The sequence below is a fragment of the Sphingomonas sp. Leaf242 genome (assembly GCF_001422045.1).
In the GTDB taxonomy this organism is placed as follows: domain Bacteria; phylum Pseudomonadota; class Alphaproteobacteria; order Sphingomonadales; family Sphingomonadaceae; genus Sphingomonas.
In genome coordinates, this window is the sequence record NZ_LMLW01000010.1 from 246,657 (window position 1) to 268,388 (window position 21,732).

At 66.1% G+C, this 21,732-nt stretch carries 17 protein-coding genes; 7 read left to right on the forward strand and 10 right to left on the reverse strand.

What is annotated here, in order from left to right:
- Positions 1 to 152 precede the first annotated feature (152 nt).
- The 4 genes from ASF09_RS15315 to metH all read left to right on the forward strand — a co-directional run bounded on the left by ASF09_RS15315 (position 153) and on the right by metH (position 6,057).
- Positions 153 to 1,106, forward strand: coding sequence for an ArsR/SmtB family transcription factor (locus tag ASF09_RS15315; protein WP_060526994.1), 954 nt, complete (start codon positions 153 to 155; stop codon positions 1,104 to 1,106).
- Positions 1,103 to 2,047 (forward strand): methylenetetrahydrofolate reductase, encoded by a 945-nt coding sequence (gene metF, locus ASF09_RS15320; protein ID WP_056050763.1) that lies wholly within the window; start codon positions 1,103 to 1,105, stop codon positions 2,045 to 2,047. Before ASF09_RS15315 ends, metF begins: the two co-directional genes overlap by 4 nt.
- Before the next feature lie 115 nt (positions 2,048 to 2,162).
- Positions 2,163 to 3,221 (forward strand): homocysteine S-methyltransferase family protein, encoded by a 1,059-nt coding sequence (locus tag ASF09_RS15325; RefSeq protein WP_060526995.1) that lies wholly within the window; start codon positions 2,163 to 2,165, stop codon positions 3,219 to 3,221.
- A 127-nt stretch (positions 3,222 to 3,348) separates the two neighbouring features.
- Complete coding sequence (metH, locus tag ASF09_RS15330; protein ID WP_060526996.1) at positions 3,349 to 6,057, forward strand: methionine synthase; 2,709 nt, start codon at positions 3,349 to 3,351, stop codon at positions 6,055 to 6,057.
- A 151-nt stretch (positions 6,058 to 6,208) separates the two neighbouring features.
- Here metH and ASF09_RS15335 read toward each other — a convergent pair whose 3' ends face one another.
- Entirely contained in the window at positions 6,209 to 7,669 is a 1,461-nt protein-coding gene (locus tag ASF09_RS15335; protein ID WP_060526997.1) for an aldehyde dehydrogenase family protein, read from the reverse strand.
- Between the two features lie 106 nt (positions 7,670 to 7,775).
- Between ASF09_RS15335 and ASF09_RS15340 the strand changes: the two genes are divergently transcribed.
- From ASF09_RS15340 to ASF09_RS15350, 3 genes are all read left to right on the forward strand, one after another.
- On the forward strand, positions 7,776 to 8,753 hold the full coding sequence (locus ASF09_RS15340; RefSeq protein ID WP_060526998.1) for a quinone oxidoreductase family protein: 978 nt from the start codon (positions 7,776 to 7,778) through the stop codon (positions 8,751 to 8,753).
- Between the two features lie 63 nt (positions 8,754 to 8,816).
- Positions 8,817 to 9,497 carry a response regulator transcription factor gene (locus tag ASF09_RS15345; protein ID WP_200912577.1) on the forward strand — a complete coding sequence of 227 codons (681 nt, stop codon included), beginning with the start codon at positions 8,817 to 8,819 and terminating at the stop codon, positions 9,495 to 9,497.
- On the forward strand, positions 9,494 to 10,858 hold the full coding sequence (locus ASF09_RS15350; RefSeq protein WP_327196591.1) for a sensor histidine kinase: 1,365 nt from the start codon (positions 9,494 to 9,496) through the stop codon (positions 10,856 to 10,858). Before ASF09_RS15345 ends, ASF09_RS15350 begins: the two co-directional genes overlap by 4 nt.
- 39 nt (positions 10,859 to 10,897) lie before the next feature.
- On the opposite strand, the gene ASF09_RS15355 is transcribed toward ASF09_RS15350, so the two are convergent.
- The 9 genes from ASF09_RS15355 to accB all read right to left on the reverse strand — a co-directional run bounded on the left by ASF09_RS15355 (position 10,898) and on the right by accB (position 21,726).
- Positions 10,898 to 13,438: a TonB-dependent receptor gene (locus ASF09_RS15355; RefSeq protein ID WP_060527000.1), complete on the reverse strand. Its 2,541-nt coding sequence runs from the start codon at positions 13,436 to 13,438 to the stop codon at positions 10,898 to 10,900.
- Positions 13,439 to 13,582: 144 nt separating this feature from the next.
- Complete coding sequence (locus ASF09_RS15360) at positions 13,583 to 15,073, reverse strand: tryptophan halogenase family protein (protein ID WP_060527001.1); 1,491 nt, start codon at positions 15,071 to 15,073, stop codon at positions 13,583 to 13,585.
- A 31-nt stretch (positions 15,074 to 15,104) separates the two neighbouring features.
- Positions 15,105 to 16,442, reverse strand: coding sequence for an ABC1 kinase family protein (locus ASF09_RS15365; protein ID WP_060527002.1), 1,338 nt, complete (start codon positions 16,440 to 16,442; stop codon positions 15,105 to 15,107).
- Positions 16,443 to 16,935: 493 nt separating this feature from the next.
- On the reverse strand, positions 16,936 to 18,348 hold the full coding sequence (gene glnA / locus ASF09_RS15370) for a type I glutamate--ammonia ligase (RefSeq protein WP_056050744.1): 1,413 nt from the start codon (positions 18,346 to 18,348) through the stop codon (positions 16,936 to 16,938).
- A gap of 143 nt (positions 18,349 to 18,491) precedes the next feature.
- Positions 18,492 to 18,830, reverse strand: a complete 339-nt coding sequence (locus ASF09_RS15375) for a P-II family nitrogen regulator (RefSeq protein ID WP_055875939.1) — start codon at positions 18,828 to 18,830, stop codon at positions 18,492 to 18,494.
- Positions 18,831 to 19,032: 202 nt separating this feature from the next.
- On the reverse strand, positions 19,033 to 19,368 hold the full coding sequence (locus ASF09_RS15380; RefSeq protein ID WP_060527103.1) for an arsenate reductase family protein: 336 nt from the start codon (positions 19,366 to 19,368) through the stop codon (positions 19,033 to 19,035).
- Positions 19,365 to 19,868, reverse strand: coding sequence for a hypothetical protein (locus ASF09_RS15385; protein ID WP_156359394.1), 504 nt, complete (start codon positions 19,866 to 19,868; stop codon positions 19,365 to 19,367). The genes ASF09_RS15380 and ASF09_RS15385 overlap by 4 nt, the downstream gene beginning before the upstream one ends.
- Before the next feature lie 17 nt (positions 19,869 to 19,885).
- On the reverse strand, positions 19,886 to 21,238 hold the full coding sequence (gene accC / locus ASF09_RS15390; protein ID WP_060527004.1) for an acetyl-CoA carboxylase biotin carboxylase subunit: 1,353 nt from the start codon (positions 21,236 to 21,238) through the stop codon (positions 19,886 to 19,888).
- Entirely contained in the window at positions 21,238 to 21,726 is a 489-nt protein-coding gene (accB, locus tag ASF09_RS15395; protein WP_056050738.1) for an acetyl-CoA carboxylase biotin carboxyl carrier protein, read from the reverse strand. The genes accC and accB overlap by 1 nt, the downstream gene beginning before the upstream one ends.
- Positions 21,727 to 21,732: the final 6 nt, after the last annotated feature.

A 21,732-nucleotide genomic window follows, 5' to 3' on the forward strand; every position in this document is an offset into this window, starting at 1 on the left:
ATGCCCAGCCCATAGCGCAATCGAACGCGGATAAAGCGTTTCCGATCCGTCACGATCTCGCGCGATGCGATAAGTCGCGGGCGGATATGGCAATGTCGAAGAGCTGCACGCCTGCGTTGACCTCATATAAAGAATTCTTTATATGTCTTGGCATGACGATGGCGCTCGAAATCTTCCGTGCTTTGGCGGACGCGACCCGGTTGCGGATCCTCGCGCTGTTGCGGCGGATGGAGCTGTCGGTCGGCGAGCTGGCGCAGGTGCTCGGTCAGAGCCAGCCGCGCGTCTCGCGCCATGTGAAGATCCTGTGCGATGCCGGGCTTGCCGAGCGTCGCAAGGAGGGCAGCTGGGTATTCGTCGCGCTGGGGTCTGCGGACGTGGTCGAGCCGGTTGCGGGCGCACTCGACGTCTGGGCCAAGGCCGAGCCGGATCACTGGGCGGTCGCGGATGCGGCGCGGCTTGCGGCGGTGCGTGCGGACCGGGCGGCGTCGGCAGCGGCGTGGTTCGAGGGGCATGCCGACGAATGGGACGCGATCCGGTCGTTGCATGTCGCGGACAGCGAAGTCGAGGCGGCGATGGCTGCGGTGCTCGGCGATGCGCCGGTCGGCACGCTGATTGACATCGGTACGGGCACCGGGCGGATGCTCGAACTGTTCGGCGGACGCGCGACGGTCGCGCTCGGGATCGATCGCAGTTCGGAGATGCTGCGGCTCGCGCGTGCCAAGCTGCACGACATGACTCACGCCGAACTGCGCCAGGCCGACCTCTACGCACTGCCGATGGCGGATGCCGCGGCGGATGTCGCGATCCTGCATCATGTGTTGCACTTCGCGCAGCAGCCGGGTGCCGCGGTGAGTGAAGCGGCGCGGGTACTGGCTCCCGGCGGGCGACTGCTGATCGCCGACTTCGCGAGCCACGACCGCGAGGAACTGCGGTTGCGCGATGCGCATACGCGTCTCGGGTTCGCGGACGAGCAAATGGCGGCGTGGTTCGAGGCCGCGGGCTTGCAAACCGCGCGCGTGGAAACGCTTGAGGGCGGCGAGTTGACGGTGAAATTATGGCTCGGTCGGAAGATCGGCGCGAGCTTGCGTGAGGTGAAGGCGGCATGACGAATATTTCGATCCCCCAACTGGCCGAAGCGCGCCGCGCGCTCGAAGAACCGCTCTTCGCGGATCTTGCGGGAGATGTTGGTCTGAGCTTCGAATTCTTCCCCCCCAAGAGCGAAAAGATGGAGACGCAGCTCTGGGAGGCGATCCGCACGCTGGAGCCGCTCGGCCCGGATTTCGTTTCCGTGACGTATGGCGCGGGTGGCTCTACGCGCGAGCGGACGCATGCGACGGTGGCGCGGATCCAGCGCGAGACGTCGATGAACGCCGCCGCGCACCTGACCTGCGTCGAGGCGACCAAGGCGGAGATCGACCAGGTCGCGGAAGAGTATTGGGCAGCGGGCGTGCGCCACATCGTCGCGCTGCGCGGCGACATGCCGACGCTTGGCCAGCCGTATCAGGCGCATCCGGGCGGGTATGAGAATGCGGCGGCTTTGGTTGCTGGGTTGCGGAAGCTGCATCCGTTCGAGATCTCGGTCGCGGCGTATCCCGAGTGCCATCCGGAATCGGGCGGTCACGACGCCGACATCGACAATCTGAAGCGCAAGATCGATGCCGGTGCGACCCGCGCGATCACGCAGTTCTTCTTCTCGCCAGAAGCGTATTTCCGGTTTCGCGACCGGGTTGCGGCGGCGGGGATCACCGCGCAGATCCTTCCGGGGATTCTGCCGGTCTCGAACGTCGCGCAGACGCGGAAGTTCGCGGGGCTGTGCGGGGCGGAGATTCCGGCGTGGATGGACCGGTTGTTCGAAGGGCTCGACGATCATCCCTCCGCGCGACAGCTCGTCGCGGCAACGATCGCGGCCGAGATGTGCCGGCGGCTTTATGCGGGCGGCGTGAAGGATTTCCACTTCTACACGCTCAACCGCGCGGAGCTGGCCTATGCGATCTGCCACATGCTGGGTGTTCGCGCGAAGCCGGTCGACAAGGTCGCCGCGGCGTAATTCTTCTCCCGCTTGCGGGAGGGGTCAGGGGAGGGGCTGGCCCGATCCGACCGTCTCGTTTGCGGCACTTCCCTCCCCCGACCCCTCCCGCCAGCGGGAGGGGAGGAGATTGACGATGACACCACGTGAACGTTTCAACGCGGAAGCCGCCAAGCGCATCCTGATCACCGACGGGGCGTTCGGTACCGAGATCCAGAACTGGAAGCTCGACGAGGCGGCTTACGCAGGGTCGCTCGGCCTGAGCCACGACCAGAAGGGTAACAACGACATCCTGGCGATCACTAAGCCGGACGTCCCCGAGACGATCACGCGCGAATATCTCGAGGCGGGGTCGGACATCGTCTCGACCAACACGTTCAGCGCGAATATCATCTCGCAGGCCGATTACGGCGCCGAGCATCTGGTGCGCGAGATCAACGTCGAGTCCGCGCGGATCGCACGTGCACTCGCCACCGAATATGAGGCGAAGGACGGCCGTCCGCGCTTCGTCGCCGGCGCGATCGGGCCGACCAACAAGACGCTGTCGCTGTCGCCCGACGTCAACGATCCCGGCTTTCGCGAGATCGACTTCGATTACCTCAAGGGCGTGTACCGCGAGCAGATCGACGCGTTGCTCGAAGGCGGCGAGGGGGTCGGCGTCGACTTTATCCTGATCGAGACGGTGTTCGACACGCTCAACGCCAAGGCCGGGATCATGGCGGCGATCGAGGCGGGCGATGCGCTCGGGCGCGACGTGCCGATCATGATGTCGATGACATTGACCGATCTGTCGGGGCGCAACCTGTCGGGGCATACGGTCGAGGCGTTCTGGCATGCGGTGCGGCACGCCAAGCCGATCACGATCGGGCTGAATTGCTCGTTCGGCGCGGAGCAGCTGCGGCCGCACGTGAAGACGCTGTCGGCGATCGCGGACACGCTGATCATGGTGTATCCGAACGCGGGGCTCCCGAACGAACTCGGCGAGTATGACGAGCAGCCCGAGACGACGGCGGGGCTCGTCGGCGAGTGGGCGGTGGCCAAGCAGGTGAACGTGCTCGGCGGCTGCTGCGGGTCGACCCCGGCGCATATCAAGGCGATGGCCGACAGTGTGCGGGGGCTTGAGCCGCGCGCGGTTGCGCGGCCGGAAGTGCGCACCAAGCTCGCCGGCCTAGAGCCATTCACGATGGCGGCTTAGGCCACCGCTCCCTCTCCCCGGCGGGGAGAGGGCCGGGGTGAGGGGCGCCAGGAGCGCTACCGCCCGGAACTACCCCTCACCCCAACCCTCTCCCCGGAGGGGAGAGGGGGCTAGAAGAAGCGAACCGATGACCACCTCCTCCTCCACCTCTTTCGTCAACATCGGCGAGCGCACCAATGTCACCGGCTCGGCGCGCTTCAAGAAGCTGATCATGGCGGGCGACTATCCCGCCGCGGTCGAGGTCGCGCGCCAGCAGGTCGAGAGCGGCGCGCAGGTGCTCGACGTCAACATGGACGAGGGGCTGCTCGACGCGCACCACGCGATGACGACGTTCCTGAAGCTGATCGCCGCCGAGCCCGACATCGCGCGCATCCCGTTCATGGTCGACAGCTCGAAATGGAGCGTGATCGAGGCTGGACTGAAGTGCGTCAGCGGCAAGCCGATCGTCAATTCGATCAGCATGAAGGAAGGCGAGGAACAGTTCCTGGCGCAGGCGCGCAAGTGCATGGCGTACGGCGCGGCCGTCGTCGTGATGGCGTTCGACGAGGTCGGTCAGGCGGACACCAAGGAGCGCAAGGTCGAGATCTGCGAGCGCGCGTACAAGCTGCTCGTCGGGATCGGCTTCCCGCCCGAGGACATCATCTTCGATCCCAATGTGTTCGCGGTTGCCACGGGGATCGAGGAGCACAACAACTACGGCGTCGACTTCATCGAGGCGTGCAAGGAGATCAAGGCACGCTGCCCGCATTGCCACATCTCGGGCGGGCTCTCGAACTTCAGCTTCTCGTTCCGCGGCAACGAGCCCGTCCGCCGCGCGATGCACAGCGTGTTCCTGTATTATGCAATCCCCGCCGGCATGGACATGGCGATCGTCAACGCCGGCCAGCTCGACATCTACGACGACATCGATCCCGAGCTTCGCCAGGCGGTCGAGGACGTCGTGCTCAACACCGATCCCGAGGCGGGCGACCGGCTGGTCGCGCTGGCCGAACGCTATCGCGGCACCGACGTTGTCGCGGAGAAGGCGGCGGCGGAATGGCGTTCGCTGGGGGTCAACAAGCGGCTCGAATATGCGCTGGTCAAGGGCATCGACCTTCACGTGGTCGAGGATACCGAGGAAGCGCGGTTGATCATCGCGGGCAATGGCGGGCGGCCGATCGAGGTGATCGAAGGCCCGCTGATGGACGGCATGAACGTCGTCGGCGACCTGTTCGGATCGGGCAAGATGTTCCTGCCGCAGGTCGTGAAGTCGGCGCGCGTGATGAAGAAGGCGGTCGCGCATCTGCTGCCATATATCGAGGCGGCCAAGGAGCCCGGCGCGCGCGGCAAGGGCAAGATCATCATGGCGACCGTCAAGGGCGACGTGCATGATATCGGCAAGAACATCGTCGGCGTGGTGCTGCAGTGCAACGGCTTCGACGTGGTCGATCTCGGCGTAATGGTGCCTTGGTCGAAGATCCTGGAGTCGGCGAACGAGAACGATGCGGACATGATCGGGCTCAGCGGGCTGATCACGCCGTCGCTGGACGAGATGGTGACGGTCGCCGAGGAGATGAAGCGCGCGGGGATGACGATGCCGCTGCTGATCGGCGGCGCGACGACCTCGAAGGTGCACACCGCGCTGCGGATTGCGCCGGCCTACGACGGCCCGGTGGTGCATGTGCTCGATGCCAGCCGGGCGGTAGGTGTGGCATCGACGCTGGTGTCGGACACGATCCGCGACGAGTTCGTGACCAAGACCGCGGACGAATACGAGGCAGTGCGGATCTCGCGCGCGAACAAGGGGCAGAGCGAGCTTTTGCCGCTGGAGACGGCGCGCGCGCGCGGGTTCGTGGCGGACTTCGCGATGAAGCCGCCTGCACCGGTGAAGCCCGGCGTGCATGTTTTCGCGGACTGGGATCTGTCGGACCTCCGCGACTATATCGACTGGACGCCGTTCTTCCGGGCGTGGGAGCTGGCGGGGAACTTCCCGGCGATCCTGACGGATGAAGTGGTGGGTGAGAGCGCGAGTTCGCTGTATGCGGATGCGCAGGCGATGCTCGACACGATCGTCGCGGAGAAGTGGCTGATTCCGCGGGGTGTTGCCGGACTGTGGCCCGCGCGCCGCGAGGGCGATGATGTGGTCGTCACTGCCCCCTCTCCCCTGCGGGGAGAGGGCTGGGGTGAGGGGCAGCCAAGCAGTGCAGCGCCCGGAACAGCCCCTCACCCCGACCCTCTCCCCGCAGGGGAGAGGGAGCAGAAGGAAGTGCGCCTCCCCATGCTGCGCCAGCAGATCGCCAAGCGCGAAGGCCGCGCCAACATGTGTCTCGCCGATTTCGTCGACACCCAGGACGACTGGTTCGGCGGCTTCGCGGTCGGCATCCACGGGATCGACGACCACATTGCCCGTTTCAAGGCGGACAATGATGACTACAACGACATCCTGCTCAAGGCGCTCGCCGACCGCTTCGCCGAAGCCTTCGCCGAGCGGTTGCACAAGCATGTCCGCACCGATCTCTGGGGCTATGCGCCCGACGAGCAACTCACCAACGAAGCGATGATCAAGGAGCAGTATCGCGGCATCCGCCCCGCGCCGGGGTATCCCGCGTGCCCGGACCACAGCCTCAAGCCGATCCTGTTCGACCTGCTCGACGCGCCGACCGCGACCGGGCTGGAACTGACGGAGAGTTTCGCGATGTTCCCGACCGCCGCCGTATCAGGCTTCTATTTCGGTCATCCGCAGGCGGAGTATTTCGGGGTAGCCCGCGTCGGCCGCGACCAGCTCGAGGACTACGCCACACGCCGTGGCGCAGACCTGAAGACCGCAGAACGCTGGCTTCGTCCAAACCTCGACTAGGCTGGCGCGCCCGTCACCCCGTCCGTCATCCTGACGAACGTCAGGATCCAGGGTTACGACAGGCACCCTTAGTGGCTCTGGGTCCTGACTTTCGTCAGGATGACGGACGGGGCTCGTGCCTGACGGGCCCCCTAAGAAGTTGGCGTAAACCTTAAGCCCCGGCTTCGGCCGGCTTTCTTTGACGCGTGTCACCGGGCAGGCCGGTAATCGTCTTCACTTCCATGAAGTCGGTCAACCCATAGCGCCCGTTCTCACGACCGTTGCCCGACTGCTTGTAGCCGCCAAACGGCGCGCCGATGTCCGGGCTCCACGAATTGATCGTCACCAGCCCCGCGCGCAACTTCGGTGCGACCTTCGCCGCCGCCGCCGGATCGCCCGAGATCGTCGCAGACAGCCCGTATTCGGTGGCGTTGGCGATGCGGATGCCCTCGTCCTGATCGGCATACGACGTGATCGTCGCGACTGGGCCGAACGTCTCCTCCTGCGCGATCCGCATGTCCGGCCGCACGTCGGTGAACAGCGTCGGCTGGATATAATACCCCGCATTACGCCCGTCTGGACGCCCGACGCCGCCGGTCACCAGCGTCGCGCCTTCGTCGATCGCAGACTGGATCAGGCCCTGGATCTTGTCGAACTGCGCCTTGTTGACGACCGGGCCGATATGCTGGCCCATCTCGGCGGGATCGCCGACCTTGGTCTGCTCCATCATCGACTTCACGATCGCAGTCGCTTCGGCAACCTGGCTAGCATGCACGAGCAGTCGGGTCGGCGCGATGCAGCTCTGGCCCGAATTGGCGAGCACGCCAGCCACCGTCGGCGGCAGCACCGCGGCTAGATCGGAGCCTTCGAGCACGAGGTTCGCCGCCTTGCCGCCAAGCTCCTGATGCACGCGCTTCACGGTCGGCGCGGCCGCCAAGGCGACCGCGATGCCGGCCCGCGTCGAGCCGGTGAAGCTCACCATATCGACGTCGCGGTGCGCGCACAGCGCCGCGCCAACGCCTGGACCGTCACCGTTGACGAGATTGAACACGCCCGCCGGCACGCCCGCCGCATCCATGATTTCGGCCAGGATCACCGCGCACGACGGCGCTTCCTCGGACGGCTTCAGGATCATCGTGTCGCCGGCGGCCAGCGCAGGCGCGACCTTCGCGCAGATCTGGTTCAGCGGCCAGTTCCACGGCGTGATCATCGCGACGACGCCGAGCGGCTCGTGCACGACGGTCGCCTTGCCGATCGTCTCGGAGAACTCGAACGCCGCCAGCGCCTTCGCGGTCGCCGAGAAATGCGCGAGGCCGGTCGGCGCCTGCGCCATCGAGGCTAGCGCCATCGGGGCGCCCATCTCCTGCGACATCGCCTTGGCGAGATCGGGCATCCGCGCCTTGTATTCGGTCATGATCCGGCCGAGCACGTCGAGGCGCTCCTGCACGCTGGTCTGGCTCCAGCTTTCGAACGCCGAGCGTGCTGCAGCCACGGCCTTGTCGACGTCGGCGGCAGTGCCCAGCGTGATCTCGGTGCACGGCTGCTCGGTCGACGGGTCGATCACCTGATAGACGGTGCCGCCCTCGCTCTCGACCCACGCGCCGTCGATATACTGCTGCAAATAGCGTTTCATCGTGCCTCTCCGCATCTTGTCTCGCGCAGGAATGGGCTCGCCGGAGATCGGTTGCAACCCGAAACGCGTCGGGTAGGGTGACCGCCAGACGCATCAGGAGGCCGGCATGGCGAGAGTGGCATTCATCGAGAAGACCGGCGGCCCCGAGGTCATCCAGTGGCACGATGTCCAATTGCCGCCACCGGCCAAGGGCGAGGTGTGGATGCGCAACACTGCGGTCGGGCTGAACTACATCGACACGTACCACCGCAGCGGCGTGTACCCGGTCGACCTGCCCTCGGGGCTCGGCAGCGAGGCGGTGGGCGTGGTGATGGCGGTCGGCGAGGGCGTGACCGAGTTCGCGCCCGGCGACCGGGTCGGCACCTTCGGCCCCTCGCGCGGCGCCTACGCGACCGAGCGCAACGTACCCGCGAGCCAGCTGTTCAAGCTCCCCGACACGCTCGACGACCGCACCGCCGCGGCGATCCTGCTGAAGGGCACCACCGCCGAGTTCCTGGTCGAGCGCTGCGCCAAGGTGCAGGCGGACCAGACCGTCCTCGTCCACGCGGCGGCGGGCGGGGTCGGCCATATCCTGGTCGGCTGGCTGAAGGCGATCGGCGCGACCGTCATCGCCAGCGTCGGCAGCGAGGACAAGGCGGCGCGGACTCGGAAGGCCGGCGCCGATCACGTCATCCTCCATAAGTCCGAGGACATCGCCGCACGCGTTCGCGAGATCACCGACGGCGAGGGCGTCCCGATCGTGCTCGACGGCGTCGGTGGTGCGACGTGGAACGCCTCGCTCGACAGCGCGGCCAGGCGCGGACTGATCGTCAGCTACGGCAATGCCGGCGGGGTTGTCGACGGCGTCAACATCGGCGTCCTGGCGCGGAAGGGATCGCTGTTCGTCACCCGCCCGACGCTGTTCGACTATTACGCCACGCCGGAGGAGAAGCAGGCCGGCATCACGCGCCTGTTCGCAATGCTCGACAGCGGCGCGGTCACCCCCGAGATTGGCCAGACCTTCGCGCTCGAAGACGCCGCCGACGCGCACCGCGCGGTGGAGAGCGGTGACACCTGGGGAAGCACGCTCTTGCTCCCCGAATAAGCCGGTGGTTTGCCTCGGGGGCGAATCGCGGTACGGCGAACGCCCCCTTTCGGCGAGATGACGATGAGCTTGAATCTGTTGCTGGTCGAGGACGATGCGGTGTTCGCGCAGACCTTGGCGGAGGAATTGCGCGGGCTCGATCACTGCGTGACGGTCGCGGTCGATGGCCGCGAGGCGCTGGCGGCGGTCGACAGCGCGCCGTTCGACGCGGTGGTGCTCGATCGGATGCTGCCCAAGGTCGACGGCATGGCGGTGCTCGAGCGGTTGCGCGGCGGCAACATGACGCTGCCGGTGATCATGCTCACCGCCCTCGGCCGCTCGGTCGAGAAGGTCGAGGGTCTCGAGGCGGGCGCCGACGATTACGTGGTCAAGCCGGTCGCCGCCGCCGAACTCAGCGCACGTCTTGCCGCGGTCGTCCGCGGGCGCGGCTGGACCGGGGGCAGTGCCGACACGATCCGCGCGGGCGATATCGTCGTCAGCCCGACCAAGTTCCGTGCGTGGCGCGACGGGATCGCGCTCGATCTCGGCAAGCTCGAGTTCAAGCTGCTCAGCGAGTTCGTCGCCAACGCCGATGCGGTGCTGACCCGGGCGATGCTGGTCGAGCGGGTCTGGGGATACGACTTCGCGCCGACCACCAACATCGTCGACGTCTATGTCCGCCACCTGCGCGTCAAGCTGACCGCGGCGGGGGGCCGCGACCCGATCCTCACGGTACGCGGCGTCGGGTATATGCTGCGCGGATGATGCGGTTCCGGTCGCTGCGCGCGCTGACGCTGGCGTTTGTGCTGGCGTTCCTCGTCGCGACGATCGGTACCGGGTTCGCGATCCACACGGTGACGCAGCAAACGATCGAGCGGCTGGTCGATCGTCGGATCGAAGCCGTGAGCGACGAGGTCGCCGGAACGTTCGGCGATCGCAGTCCCGAGGAACTCGTCCGCCGGATCAACGCGGCCACGCAGGAACGCGATACCGGCGATATCGGCTTCCTGCTGCTCGACACGGACAGCCGTCGGCTGGGCGGCAACATCGCCAAGCTGCGCCGCCTGCCGCTCGGTTTCTCGACGGTTGCCGTGAAGGATAAGATCGCGGGTCTCTCGGCGGGGCGTGCGTTGGTCCGTGATGTCGGCCGCGGCATGACGCTCACGACAATCGCCGAAACGGAGCCGTTCGACGACTATAATGCGGCGCGCGTGCGGATCTACCTCCTCGGATTCGGATCGATCGTGCTGATCGTGATCGCCGGCATGCTGGTCTTCGTCGTCACGATCCGGCGACGGATCGGCGAGATGCGGCGGACGGTCGATGCGATCATCGACGGCGACATGGCGCGCCGCGTGCCGATCCATCCGTCGGGCGGCGAGTTCGCGCAGCAGGCGATGGCGTTCAACCGGATGCTCGACCGGATATCCGAACTGATGGCGAGCATCAGCAACGTCTCCAACGACATCGCGCATGACTTGCGCACGCCGCTCGCCCGGCTGAAGAGCCAGTTGGCGCTGTCATTGCGTCGCGCCGAGACGGACGCGCAACGCGACGATCTCGAAGCGGCGATCGCGATGAGCGATGAACTGCTCGAGATGTTCGCGGCGATGCTGCGGATCGCGGAGGTCGAGGGTGGCGATCGCCGTGCGGCGTTCGCAGCGCTGGATCTGGCGGCGCTGGCCGACGAGGTCGCGACGATGATGCAGCCGGTGGTCGCCGATGGCGATCGGACGATGACTCTGGATACTGCCGGGCCGGCCGAAATCCTCGGCGATCGGCACCTGCTCGGCCAGATGCTCGTGAACCTCATCGAGAACGCGCTTCGCCATACGCCGCCCGGCACACGCATCGAGATCGGCATCGCGACCACCGGCAGGACCGCCATGCTGACGGTGACCGATACCGGCCCCGGTATCCCGGCAGATCAGCGCAAGCTGGCGTTGCGGCGGTTCGGGCGGCTTGACGCCAGCCGCCACGACGAAGGTCATGGCCTGGGCCTGCCGCTGATTCAGGCGATCGTCCGGCTTCATCGCGGTACGATCGCACTCGAAGACGCGGCCCCCGGATTGCGTGTCGTCATTGCGCTGCCCAAGGGCAGAAACGACGAAACCCGGACAGGCTGAGCGCCTGCCCGGGTTTCCATTTCTACGCGGTAAGCCCGATCAGAACTTGACCGAAGCCTCCATGCCGTAGGTGCGCGGCGCGTTGAAGTTGCCGTAATCGCCGAGGACGTTGCTGATGCTGCCCGAGGCGGTGCTCGTCGTCGGGGCACCCGGCAGGCTGTTCGAGGGATCGCGGCGGAACACATACTGCTTGTCGAACAGGTTGCGGACCCACGCCGAGATCGTCACCGCGTTGCTGCCGCCGACCTGGATATTCGCCAGGGCGAGGCGGGCGTTGGCGATGAACGCCGGATCGTTCTTGGTCGCGAACTGATCGAAGGTCTGCGTCGCCTGCGAATAGTTGCCGTCGAGGTGGAACTTCAGATCCATGTCGCCGACCGGCATTGTGTAGTCGATCGAGCCGTTGGCGGCGTTGCGCGGCGTGAACACGATGTAGAAGTTCTGGTACACGCCGGTCGACGCGATCAGCACGGGCGGGATCTTGGTGTAGGTGTACGCATAGCCCGCGGTCAGCGTCAGGCCGGTGACCGGCTGCACGGTGAGGTCCGCCTCGATCCCGCGGATCTTGGTGATGCCGGGCGCATTGATCGTCACCAAGTTGTTGAAACTGCCCGACGCGGTCGTCTGGATCGAGCTGATGTCGACCTGGCTGTTCTTGCGGTCCATGATGTAGCCGGCAAGGTTCAGGCGCGCGCGATGGTTCCAGAAATCGGTCTTCGCGCCGATCTCGTACGACTTCACGTCCTCGGGGTTGAACGTCTGGTAATTCGACGTGCGCGAGCTGGCACCGCCGGCGCGGTAGCCGGTCGCGTATTTGGCGTAGAGGTGCACCGAGTCGCTCGCGTCGTAGGCGAGCGTCGCCATCGGATTGAACCGGTTCCAGCTTGCGTCGAGCGGCTTGTAGCCCGCCGCGGTCAGCTGGGCCGCGGACGCCGTGTCATAGTTCAGGTTGCGCGAATAATGCAGCACGCCCTGCTTTTCGTCGCGCGTGTAGCGGCCGCCGGCGGTCAGGTGGATCGCGTCGGTCGCGTTCCACGTCACCTGGCCGTAGCCTGCATAGCTCTTGGAGAAGACTTCCGACGCACGATCGATCGAGCGGCAACCCGGCTGCGCTCCGAAACCGCCCGAGCCGGTGCACGGATCGAGAACCGAAATCGTCGACAGCGTCGAATTGAACGCCAGCGAGTTCGGCGTGGCGGCGTCGTCGCTGATGTGTTCGTTGAAATAATACAGCCCGGCGACGTAGTCGAACTGGCCGACCGTGCCGACAGCCTGGAATTCCTGGCTGAACTGGTTCTGGTGGAGGTCGGCAAGGCTGTAGCGGCTGAAGTTGCACGCGGTGCCGGTGCAGCCCGCGGCGACGACGGGGACGCGGTGATAGCCGCCGCTGTTATCGTACTGCGTCGCGTTCACGCCGCGCCACGCGGTGATCGAGCGAAGTTCGATTTCGGGCGACACGTCCCAGCGGATGTTCGACGTGAAGCCGTGCGTCTTGTCGATGCTCGGCTGCTGCGGCACGCCGATGTCGGCGACCTTCGCGCGGCTGTCGCCGTTGATGACGACCTGGCTCGGCAACGGCTTCACGCTGCCGGTGAGCGTCGCGTAATTGGTGCCGGGCAGGGCACAAGCAGAGGACGCCGCCTGCGCGCCGGCTTTGCACGCGTTCGGGTTGAAGTTCAGCAGCTGGCTGTAGAACGGGCTGTTCGAGTCGTAGCCGTTGTCATAGCTGAAGTCGGCGGTCATGCCGGAGATCGGATGGACCCGCGCGGTCGCCTTGAAGCCGCGGCGATCGTAATAGTTGAAGCCGGTCTGGCCGACGAGCGGGTTCTTGGTGGTCGCACCCTGATACTGGACGACCCCGTCGAGCTTCAGCGATACGCCGTAGACTTCGGGAAGGTCGAGCCGCAGCGCGCCGTTATAGCCGCCATAATTGGCGATGCCTGCGGTTGCGCTGCCGCCCCATTTGCCGCTCGGGCCCTTGGTGACGATGCTCAGCGCGCCGCCTTCGGTGTTGCGACCGAACAGCGTGCCCTGCGGGCCTTTCAGAACCTCGATCCGGTCGACGTCGAACAGCGCGGCGTTCAGGCCGTGCTGGCGGCCCAGATACACGCCGTCGATATAGATGCCGACGCCCTGCTCGCGCGCGGGCTGGTTGGCGTCGAGCGGCACGATGCCGCGGATGCCGATCGTCAGCGCGGACTGGCGCGCCTCGAACGTCGCGACGCGCAACGACGGTACCGCGCCGTCGGCGAGGTCGTACAGGCTCTGCACGTGGCGGTCGGTCAGCGCCTGGCTGTTGAGCACGTTGATCGCGATCGGCGTTTTCTGCAGGTTCGTCTCGCGCTTGGTCGCGGTGACGACGATCTCGCCCAGACCGGTCTGGTCGGCGGGATCGGCGGCGGGCGCAGCTGCCGGATCGGCTGGATCGGTCGGCGTCGCGGCAGGCGCGGTCGCGGTGGCGTCCTTGGCGATTGCCGGGTCGGCATGCGCGAGAGCTGGCGAGGCGATCGCCATCGTCAGCGCGGCGGTCAGCGCGGCGCCGGCCAGCAACCGCACGCGCAGGCTTGCTGCATTCAACATCGAGATTTCCCTTTTCAGACACCTTTGCCTTGATGGGCGCGATAAGGGGCAGTCGTGGCGCGCCGGTTACGGATTTAAGAATCGCGTGTAGGGCGTTTTTAATGCTGGTTTAATGTTGCGATGCGGCGAGCAGTAGGCCGCGTGCTAGCGCTTCGCCCTGCAGTGCCGCGCGACGGTGTCGGCATGCGCTGGAAGCGCGCGGGCCGTAGCGGCATGCCGGTCATGGATGTCGGCGAGGAACTCGGCGAGCTGGTCCGGCGACAGCGCCTCGGCGAGTGGCGACCATGTGGCGGGATTTATACCCTGACCGATCATGACCTGAAGCCAGGCTGGTTCTGTGAACAAATCGGCGACGTCCTGCGTCAGGATCGCGGCGGCGCGGAACTGCGCGATCTTCTCGGCCAGCCGGTCGGGCAGCGGCATGTCGCGGCACCGCTGCCAGAACGGTTCCGGGCGGCGATTGGCGTGGTAGTGGAGGATCAGGAAGTCGCGGACGGTGTCATATTCGACATGTGTCTGGCGGTTGTACGCGGTGCGCGCGGCGGCGTTGTCGCCGGCCGACGGGAACAGCGACAACAGCCGCGCCACCGCGGACTGCACCATGTGAATGCTGGTCGATTCGAGCGGCTCCATGAACCCGGAGGCAAGGCCCAGCGCGACGACGTTACGCTCCCAGAAGGTGGCGCGCTTGCCTGTCGCAAAGCGCAACGGGCGGGGATCGCCGATCGCCGCGCCATCGAGGTTGGCCAGCAGCCGCGCTGCCGCTTCGTCGTCGGACAGATGCGCGGCGGCGTAGACCAGGCCGTTGCCGGTGCGATGCTGGAGCGGAATCCGCCACTGCCAGCCAACCGGCCGTGCGGTCGCGCGCGTGCAGGGGAGCAACGGCGTGGTCGCCTCGCAGGCCACCGCCACCGCGCGGTCGCAGGGTAGCCAGTGCGACCAGTCTTCGAACCCGATACCCAGCGCCTCGCCGAGCAGGAGCGAGCGGAACCCTGAGCAATCGAGGAAGAAATCGCCTTCGACTGTGCGGCCGTCGTCTAGCGTGACGCCGGTCAGGTCCCCGGTCTCGCCATCGCGCTGTGCGGTGACAATCCGCCCTTCGATCCGGTCGACGCCGGCGGTTTCGGCCAGGCCGCGAAGCCCGCGGGCCAGCAATGTTGCGTCGAAGTGATAGGCGTAGGCTAGGTCCGGATGGCGATCGAACCGCGCGTCCGCCGCCGCCCGCGCGCTGGCGATATAGTCGCCGAGCGGTGCTGCGGTCCCGGACGCTTGCGCGCGCAACCAGTGATGATGGAACGGGACGACGCCCAGGCCGCGACCGACCGCCCCGAACGCGTGCATGTAGCGGCTGCCGGGGCCGGTCCAGTCGACGAACTCGATGCCGAGCTTGAACGTGCCTTGCGTGGCGGCGAGCATCGCATTCTCGTCGATGCCGAGCGCAGCGGTGAGCAGGCGGATCTGCGGGATCGTCGCCTCGCCGACGCCGACGGTGCCGATCGCGTCGGATTCGATCAGCCGGATCTTCGCCGTGCGGGGCACGAACCGCGCGAGCATCGCGGCGGCGATCCAGCCCGCGGTGCCGCCGCCGACGATGACGATGGTCTTGAGTGGCACGGGGGCGGTCGGACTGGTCATCCCGACCTTATACGGGAGGATTGGTGGCGGCCTAGAGCGTTGCTTCGCCGAAGGAATGCTGGATCAACGCGCGGACGTCGACTCGGGCCTTGAGGCGGGCGGCGAGCAGCGCGGTGCCGCTGATCTTGCGCTGGACGAACAGCGTGTCGATCGGGGGCAGGTGCCAGGTATCGCGGTCGCGGGCGATCTCGGTGCCCTGTTCGCGCAGCACGCCGACGAACGCACGGTCGCCGAAGTCGAACGGGCCGGGTTTGGCGAGTTCGACGAGGATGACGTCGATCATCCGATCGACGAGTGCGCGGTGCTGGAGAACGGCCGCTTCGCCGAGGAAACCGGCGGCGATAGCGGCCTCGCGTACCGCGTCGCGGTCGCCCGCCAGTGCTGCGGTGAGCAGGCGGCGATAGCCTTCGCCGGTTTCGGCAGGGAGGGGGCGGGCGGCGCCGAAATCGAGCAGGACGAGCTTTTCCGTCTCGGGCTGCCAGCGGTAGTTGGCAAAGTTCGGATCGGTCTGCATCAGCCGCCAGTCGAACAACTCGCGCAGCACGAGCGAGATCAGGTCGTGCATCACGCGGTCGCGAACGTCCTGCGGCGCGGTCTCCAGCGTCTCGACGGGCACGCCGGTGACGAAGCTCATCGCGAGGACGCGCGGCGTGGTCAGATCGGAATAGAGCTTTGGCACAACGAACTGCGACTGGTCGGCAAGCAGGTCGCCGTAGCGCGCGAGCATCTGCGCCTCGCGGAGGTAATCGGCCTCCTCGTGAAGCTGCTTCTTCGCCTCGTCGAGCAGCGGCGCGATGTCGAGCGACTTGGGGAGCATGCCCGACACGCGGAGCAGAGTCGCGACGTTGTCGACATCGGCGTCGATGCTCTCCTTGACGCCAGGATACTGGACCTTGATCGCCAGTTCGGTGCCGTCGGGCAGGCGCGCGCGGTGGACCTGGCCGATCGAGGCGGCGGCGACGGGGTGCGCCTGGAAATGTGCGAATTTGCGGCGCCAGTCCTTGCCCCATTCGGCGGCAAGCACGCGGTCGAGTTGCTGCGGCGGCATATGGTTCGCATTGTTGCGCAGACGCGCGAGGATGGTTGCGAGTTCGGGCGGGAGCATGTCGCCCGCGTCCATCGAGATCATTTGCCCCAGCTTCATCGCGGCACCGCGGAGGTGCGAGAGCTGGTCGGCGACGCGGGTGGCGTTGGCGGGGGTGAGGAGGAGGTCGCCGATCTTGGGGCGTTCGCCGTTTGCTAGACGGCGGGCGCCTTCGGCCACGACTCCGCCGGCGACACCGCCCGCGAGTTTGCCGAAGACGCCGAGACGGGCGAGGCGGCCGCTGGGGATCGCGCGTCCGGCGCTGTTGCCGCTGTCTTCGGTCACGGGTGTTCCTTGGGTTCTTCGGGAGAGCTCTCAGGAGAGATATGGGTGGCGGTCACGGTCGATCAATCCGAGCCCACCCTCGAAGTTAACCAAGGCTACCCCTGTTCTCCCGCGAAGGCGGGAGTCTAGTCTGGGTCCCCGCCTTCCCGGGGAAACAAGCTTGGCGCCGATGCACTTCGGCCTACACCCCATCGTCATCCCCGCGCAGGCGGGGATCCATAAACTCGACAGCTCGCGCTTCGATCGCGCCGTCAGCCAGTATGGGTTCCCGCCTCCGCGGGAATGACGGAAGGGGCGCCGGCCTGATCTCTGCTCCCATTGAACGCGCCGGGAAGAGGGTTCGTTAGGCCTGACAGAAAAAGGGCGCCCAGATTGCCTCGGGCGCCCTCTTCCAATTCAGCGACGTGGCAAAGCCACGCCGTCGGTCGTCGCTACCCGCGACGCCGGCCGACAGCGGCTGTGCGCTCTCGCGCACCGCTGCCGGCTCGGTAGCTCACCCGCTGTAATACATATCATACTCGACCGGGCTCGGCGTCATCTCCCAACGCGCAACCTCGGCGTACTTGATCTCGACATAGCTCTCGATCTGATCCTTCGAGAACACGTCGCCCTTCAGAAGAAAGTCGTGATCCGCGAGCAGGCATTCGAGCGCCTCGCGGAGCGACCCCGCGACGGTCGGGACCTGCGCGAGCTCTGCCGGTGGCAGGTCGTACAGGTTCTTGTCCATCGCTTCGCCCGGATGGATCTTGTTGAGGATGCCGTCCATGCCCGCCATCATCAGCGCCGCATAGGCGAGATACGGGTTGGCCAGCGCGTCCGGGAAGCGCACTTCGACGCGCTTCGCCTTGGGGCCGGTGCCGTACGGAATGCGGCACGATGCCGAGCGGTTGCGTGCCGAATAGGCGAGCAGCACCGGGGCTTCGTAACCGGGGACGAGGCGCTTGTAGCTGTTGGTCGACGGGTTGGTGAACGCGTTGACCGCCTTGGCGTGCTTGATGATGCCGCCGATGAAATACAGGCACATGTCGCTCAGGCCCGCATAGCCGTTGCCGGCGAACAGCGGAGTCTTGCCTTCCCAGATCGAGAAATGCGTGTGCATCCCCGAGCCGTTGTCCTCCTTGATCGGCTTCGGCATGAACGTCGCGGTCTTGCCATACGCATGCGCGACCTGATGGACGACGTACTTGTAGATCTGCATGCGATCCGCGGTCTGCGTCAGCGTGCCGAAGGTCAGGCCCAACTCGTGCTGTGCGGCCGCGACTTCGTGGTGATGCTTGTCGCAGGGCAGGCCCATCTCGATCATCGTCGAGACCATCTCGCCGCGGATGTCGACGGCGCTGTCGACCGGTGCGACCGGGAAGTAGCCGCCCTTGGCGCGCGGACGATGCCCCAGGTTGCCGCCCTCATATTCGCGACCCGAATTGCCCGGCAGCTCGATGTCGTCGATCTTATAGTAGCTCGTCGAATAGCTGTTCTCGAAGCGGACGTCGTCAAACATGAAAAATTCGGCTTCGGGGCCGACATACACGGTGTCGCCGACGCCGGTGGTCAGCAGATACGCCTCGGCGCGCTTGGCGGTCGAGCGCGGATCGCGCGCGTACAGCTCGCCGGTCGACGGATCGGCGATGTCGCAGATCAGGATCATCATCGGCGTCGCCGAGAACGGATCGACATAGACCGCGTCGAGATCGGGCTTGAGCGTCATGTCGCTCTCGTTGATCGCCTTCCAGCCCTCGATCGACGAGCCGTCGAACATCAGGCCGTCGGTCAGCTCGTCTTCGCCGATCAGGCTCGCGACCATCGTCAGATGCTGCCACTTGCCCTTGGGATCGGTGAACCGCAGATCGACCCACTCGATCTCCTGGTCCTTGATCATCTGTAGAACGTCGGAGGCCGAATTCGCCATGATGCTTGCCCTTCGTTTTGAGATTTCCGCCGCATCATGCGGGGAATCTAATTGCGGTATGGAACGGGATTTCCACACAATGTTGCGCTGCGTCAAATGACGATGTCGTCACTCGTCGTCAACGCAATATGCGTGGTTGGGAGCTAGATTGCGTCGTCGTCGCGCTCGCCGGTGCGGATGCGAAGCGCGCTCTCGACCGGGATGACGAAGATCTTGCCGTCGCCGATCCGGCCGGTCTGTGCAGCCGCAGCGATCGCCTCGACGACGCGTTGCGCAAGCCCGTCCTCGACGACGACCTCGAGCTTCACCTTCGGCAGGAAGTCGACGACATATTCCGCGCCGCGATACAGTTCGGTATGGCCCTTCTGCCGGCCGAAGCCCTTGGCCTCGGTCACGGTGATGCCGCTCACGCCGATCTCGTGCAGCGCTTCCTTCACCTCATCCAGCTTGAACGGCTTGATGATGGCTTCGATCTTTTTCACAGGTACGCCCCCGATTGTTGAAACCCCCGCCCTTTCGGACGAGCTGTACGCCCTTGCGGGTCCAGTTTACGCCCTGAAGGGCGCCTTGCACCAAGCGTGCCAGCCGCAGCGCCCTCGGGCAACCGCGGAATATCGTCGATTTCGCTGCCCGAAATTGCGGCACCTGGGCGGTGCGTGCGCAATGTAAGGGCAGGGGAGCCGATCACAGGATTTCGTGCAGCCGCGCGATCGGGCGGCCGAGCCGGACGCCCTTGTCGGTCTCGACCAGCGGGCGTTCGATCAGCAGCGGATCGATCATCATCGCGTCGAGGATTGCTTCGGCATCGCCATGCTTCACCGCCTTGGCGCCGTCCTCGGCCATGCGGAGCCCTTGACGCGGCGTCATGCCCGCGCGGTCGTAGAGGCGGACGAGCTCCGCGCGGGTGGGTGGGGTCTTGAGGTATTCGACGATCGTGACGTCCCCCCCTGCCTCTTGCAGCAGGGCGAGCGCCTCGCGGGACTTGGAACAACGCGGATTGTGGTAGATCGTCGCCTTCACGATGCAGGCTTGCCCGTCCGCCATTCCGTCATCGCGCGCCGATATTGCTCGGATGCCTTGAGACGCGGCATGTACCGGATCGGGCGGCGGCTTGCGAACGGCACGCTCATGTTCGTCAAGCTTCCCCGTGCGCCGCAATAGGTGCTGCACCCCCGATTGCCGTCGTCGAGCTTGAGCGACGACCCGGCATGAGAGACGGTGAGCACGCACGCCGGTTCTCCGGGTAACGGCGTTTCGAGGTCGCGATAGACGAGTGTCGCCCCGCGGGACGTCGCGATGCCAGCGATGTCGCACTGATGACCGTTGAAGAAATCGAGATGCGCGCGGACATAGGCTGCGTTCGCAGCTACGGGCACGATCTCGACGACATTCTCGCCGGTGTATTTTTCGCCGGTCACCATGCCGTCGGCAAACTGGGCGTAATAGCGCCCGGCCAATCCTCTGACCGGATCGGGGGATGCCGGTCCCGCAGCGAGCAGGACCGGAACGGCAAGCAACATCCACCGCGACATCGTACCTACGCCCCCTGCTTGGCCAACCACTCTTCCAGCCACTTGATCGTGTACGCGCCTTCCTGGAACTCGGGATCGTCGAGCAGCGCACGGTGCAGCGGGATCGTCGTCGTGACGCCCTCGATCACCATCTCCTCGAGCGCACGACGCAACCGGCGCAGCGCACCCTGCCGAGTGGTCCCATAGACGATCAGCTTGGCGATCATCGAGTCGTAGTAAGGCGGCACGCGATACCCCGCATACAGCCCGCTATCGACGCGCACATGCATCCCGCCCGGCGCGTGATACACCTTCACCAGCCCCGGCGACGGCGCGAACGTGCGCGGGTCCTCGGCGTTGATGCGGCATTCGATCGCATGGCCGCGGAACTGGACGTCTTCCTGGCGGAGCGTCAGCGGATGACCCTCGGCCACCCGAATCTGCTCGCGGACGAGGTCCAGCCCGGTGATCATCTCGGTCACCGGATGCTCGACCTGGAGCCGGGTGTTCATCTCGATGAAGTAGAATTCGCCCGCTTCCCACAGGAACTCGATCGTCCCCGCTCCGCGATAGCCCATGTCGGCCATCGCCTTGGCGACGATCCCGCCCATCCGCTCGCGCTCTTCGGCGGTGATGATCGGCGAGGGCGCTTCCTCGAGCACCTTCTGGTGGCGGCGCTGCAGCGAGCAGTCGCGCTCGCCGAGATGGATCGCGTTGCCTTCGCCGTCGCCAAAGATCTGGAATTCGATATGCCGCGGATTGCCGAGGTATTTTTCCATGTAGACGGTGGCGTCGCCGAACGCGGCCTTCGCCTCGCTGCCGGCCTGCTGCATCTGCGTTTCGAGATCTTCGGGGTCGTTGACGACCTTCATGCCGCGACCGCCGCCGCCCGATGCCGCTTTGATGATCACCGGATAGCCAATCGACTCGGCGATCCGCTTCGCCTCGGCGATGTCGCTGATCGCGCCATCAGACCCAGGGACGAGCGGCAGCCCCAAGGCGCCCGCGGTGCGCTTTGCCTGGACCTTGTCGCCCATCGTGCGGATGTGCTCGGGCTTGGGACCGACGAACAGGATGTTGTGCAGCTCGACGATCTCGGCGAACTGCGCGTTCTCGCTGAGGAAGCCATAGCCCGGATGGATCGCGTCCGCGCCCGAGATTTCGGCGGCCGAGATGATATTCGGGATGTTCAGATAGCTGTCCGCGGCGGACGGCGGTCCGATGCAGATCGCCTCGTCCGCGAGCCGGACGTGCATCGCGTCGGCGTCGGCGGTCGAGTGCACCGCGACCGTCTTGATGCCCATCTCGTGGCAGGCACGGTGGATCCGCAGCGCGATCTCGCCGCGATTCGCAATGAGCAGCTTCTTGATTTGCGGCATTATTCCACCACGACCAGCGGCTGATCGAACTCGACCGGCTGGCCGTTTTCGACCAGGATCGCGGTCACGGTGCCGGCGGACGGCGCGACGATCGTGTTCATGACCTTCATCGCCTCGATGATCAGCAGCGTGTCGCCCGCATTGACCTTCTGGCCGACCGTCGAGAACGGCTTCGCCTCGGGATTGGCGGCGAGATAGACGGTGCCGACCATCGGCGACTTGACCGCGCTCGCGCTGATCGCGGGGGCGGATGCGCCGACCTCGGCCTGCGGGATCGACAGCGGTGCGGAGACGGGGGCCGGGGCGGGCGCCTGCGCGTAATGCGCGACGGGGGCAGCCTGGGCGGCCTTGCGCGCGACGCGGATCCGGCGCGACCCGTCCTCGACTTCGATCTCGGTCAGCTGCGTGGTGTCGAGCAGTTCGGCGAGCTGGCGCACCAGGGTCACATCGACCTGCATTGCGCCCGTGTTTTCAGTTGTATCGTTCATGGCGGG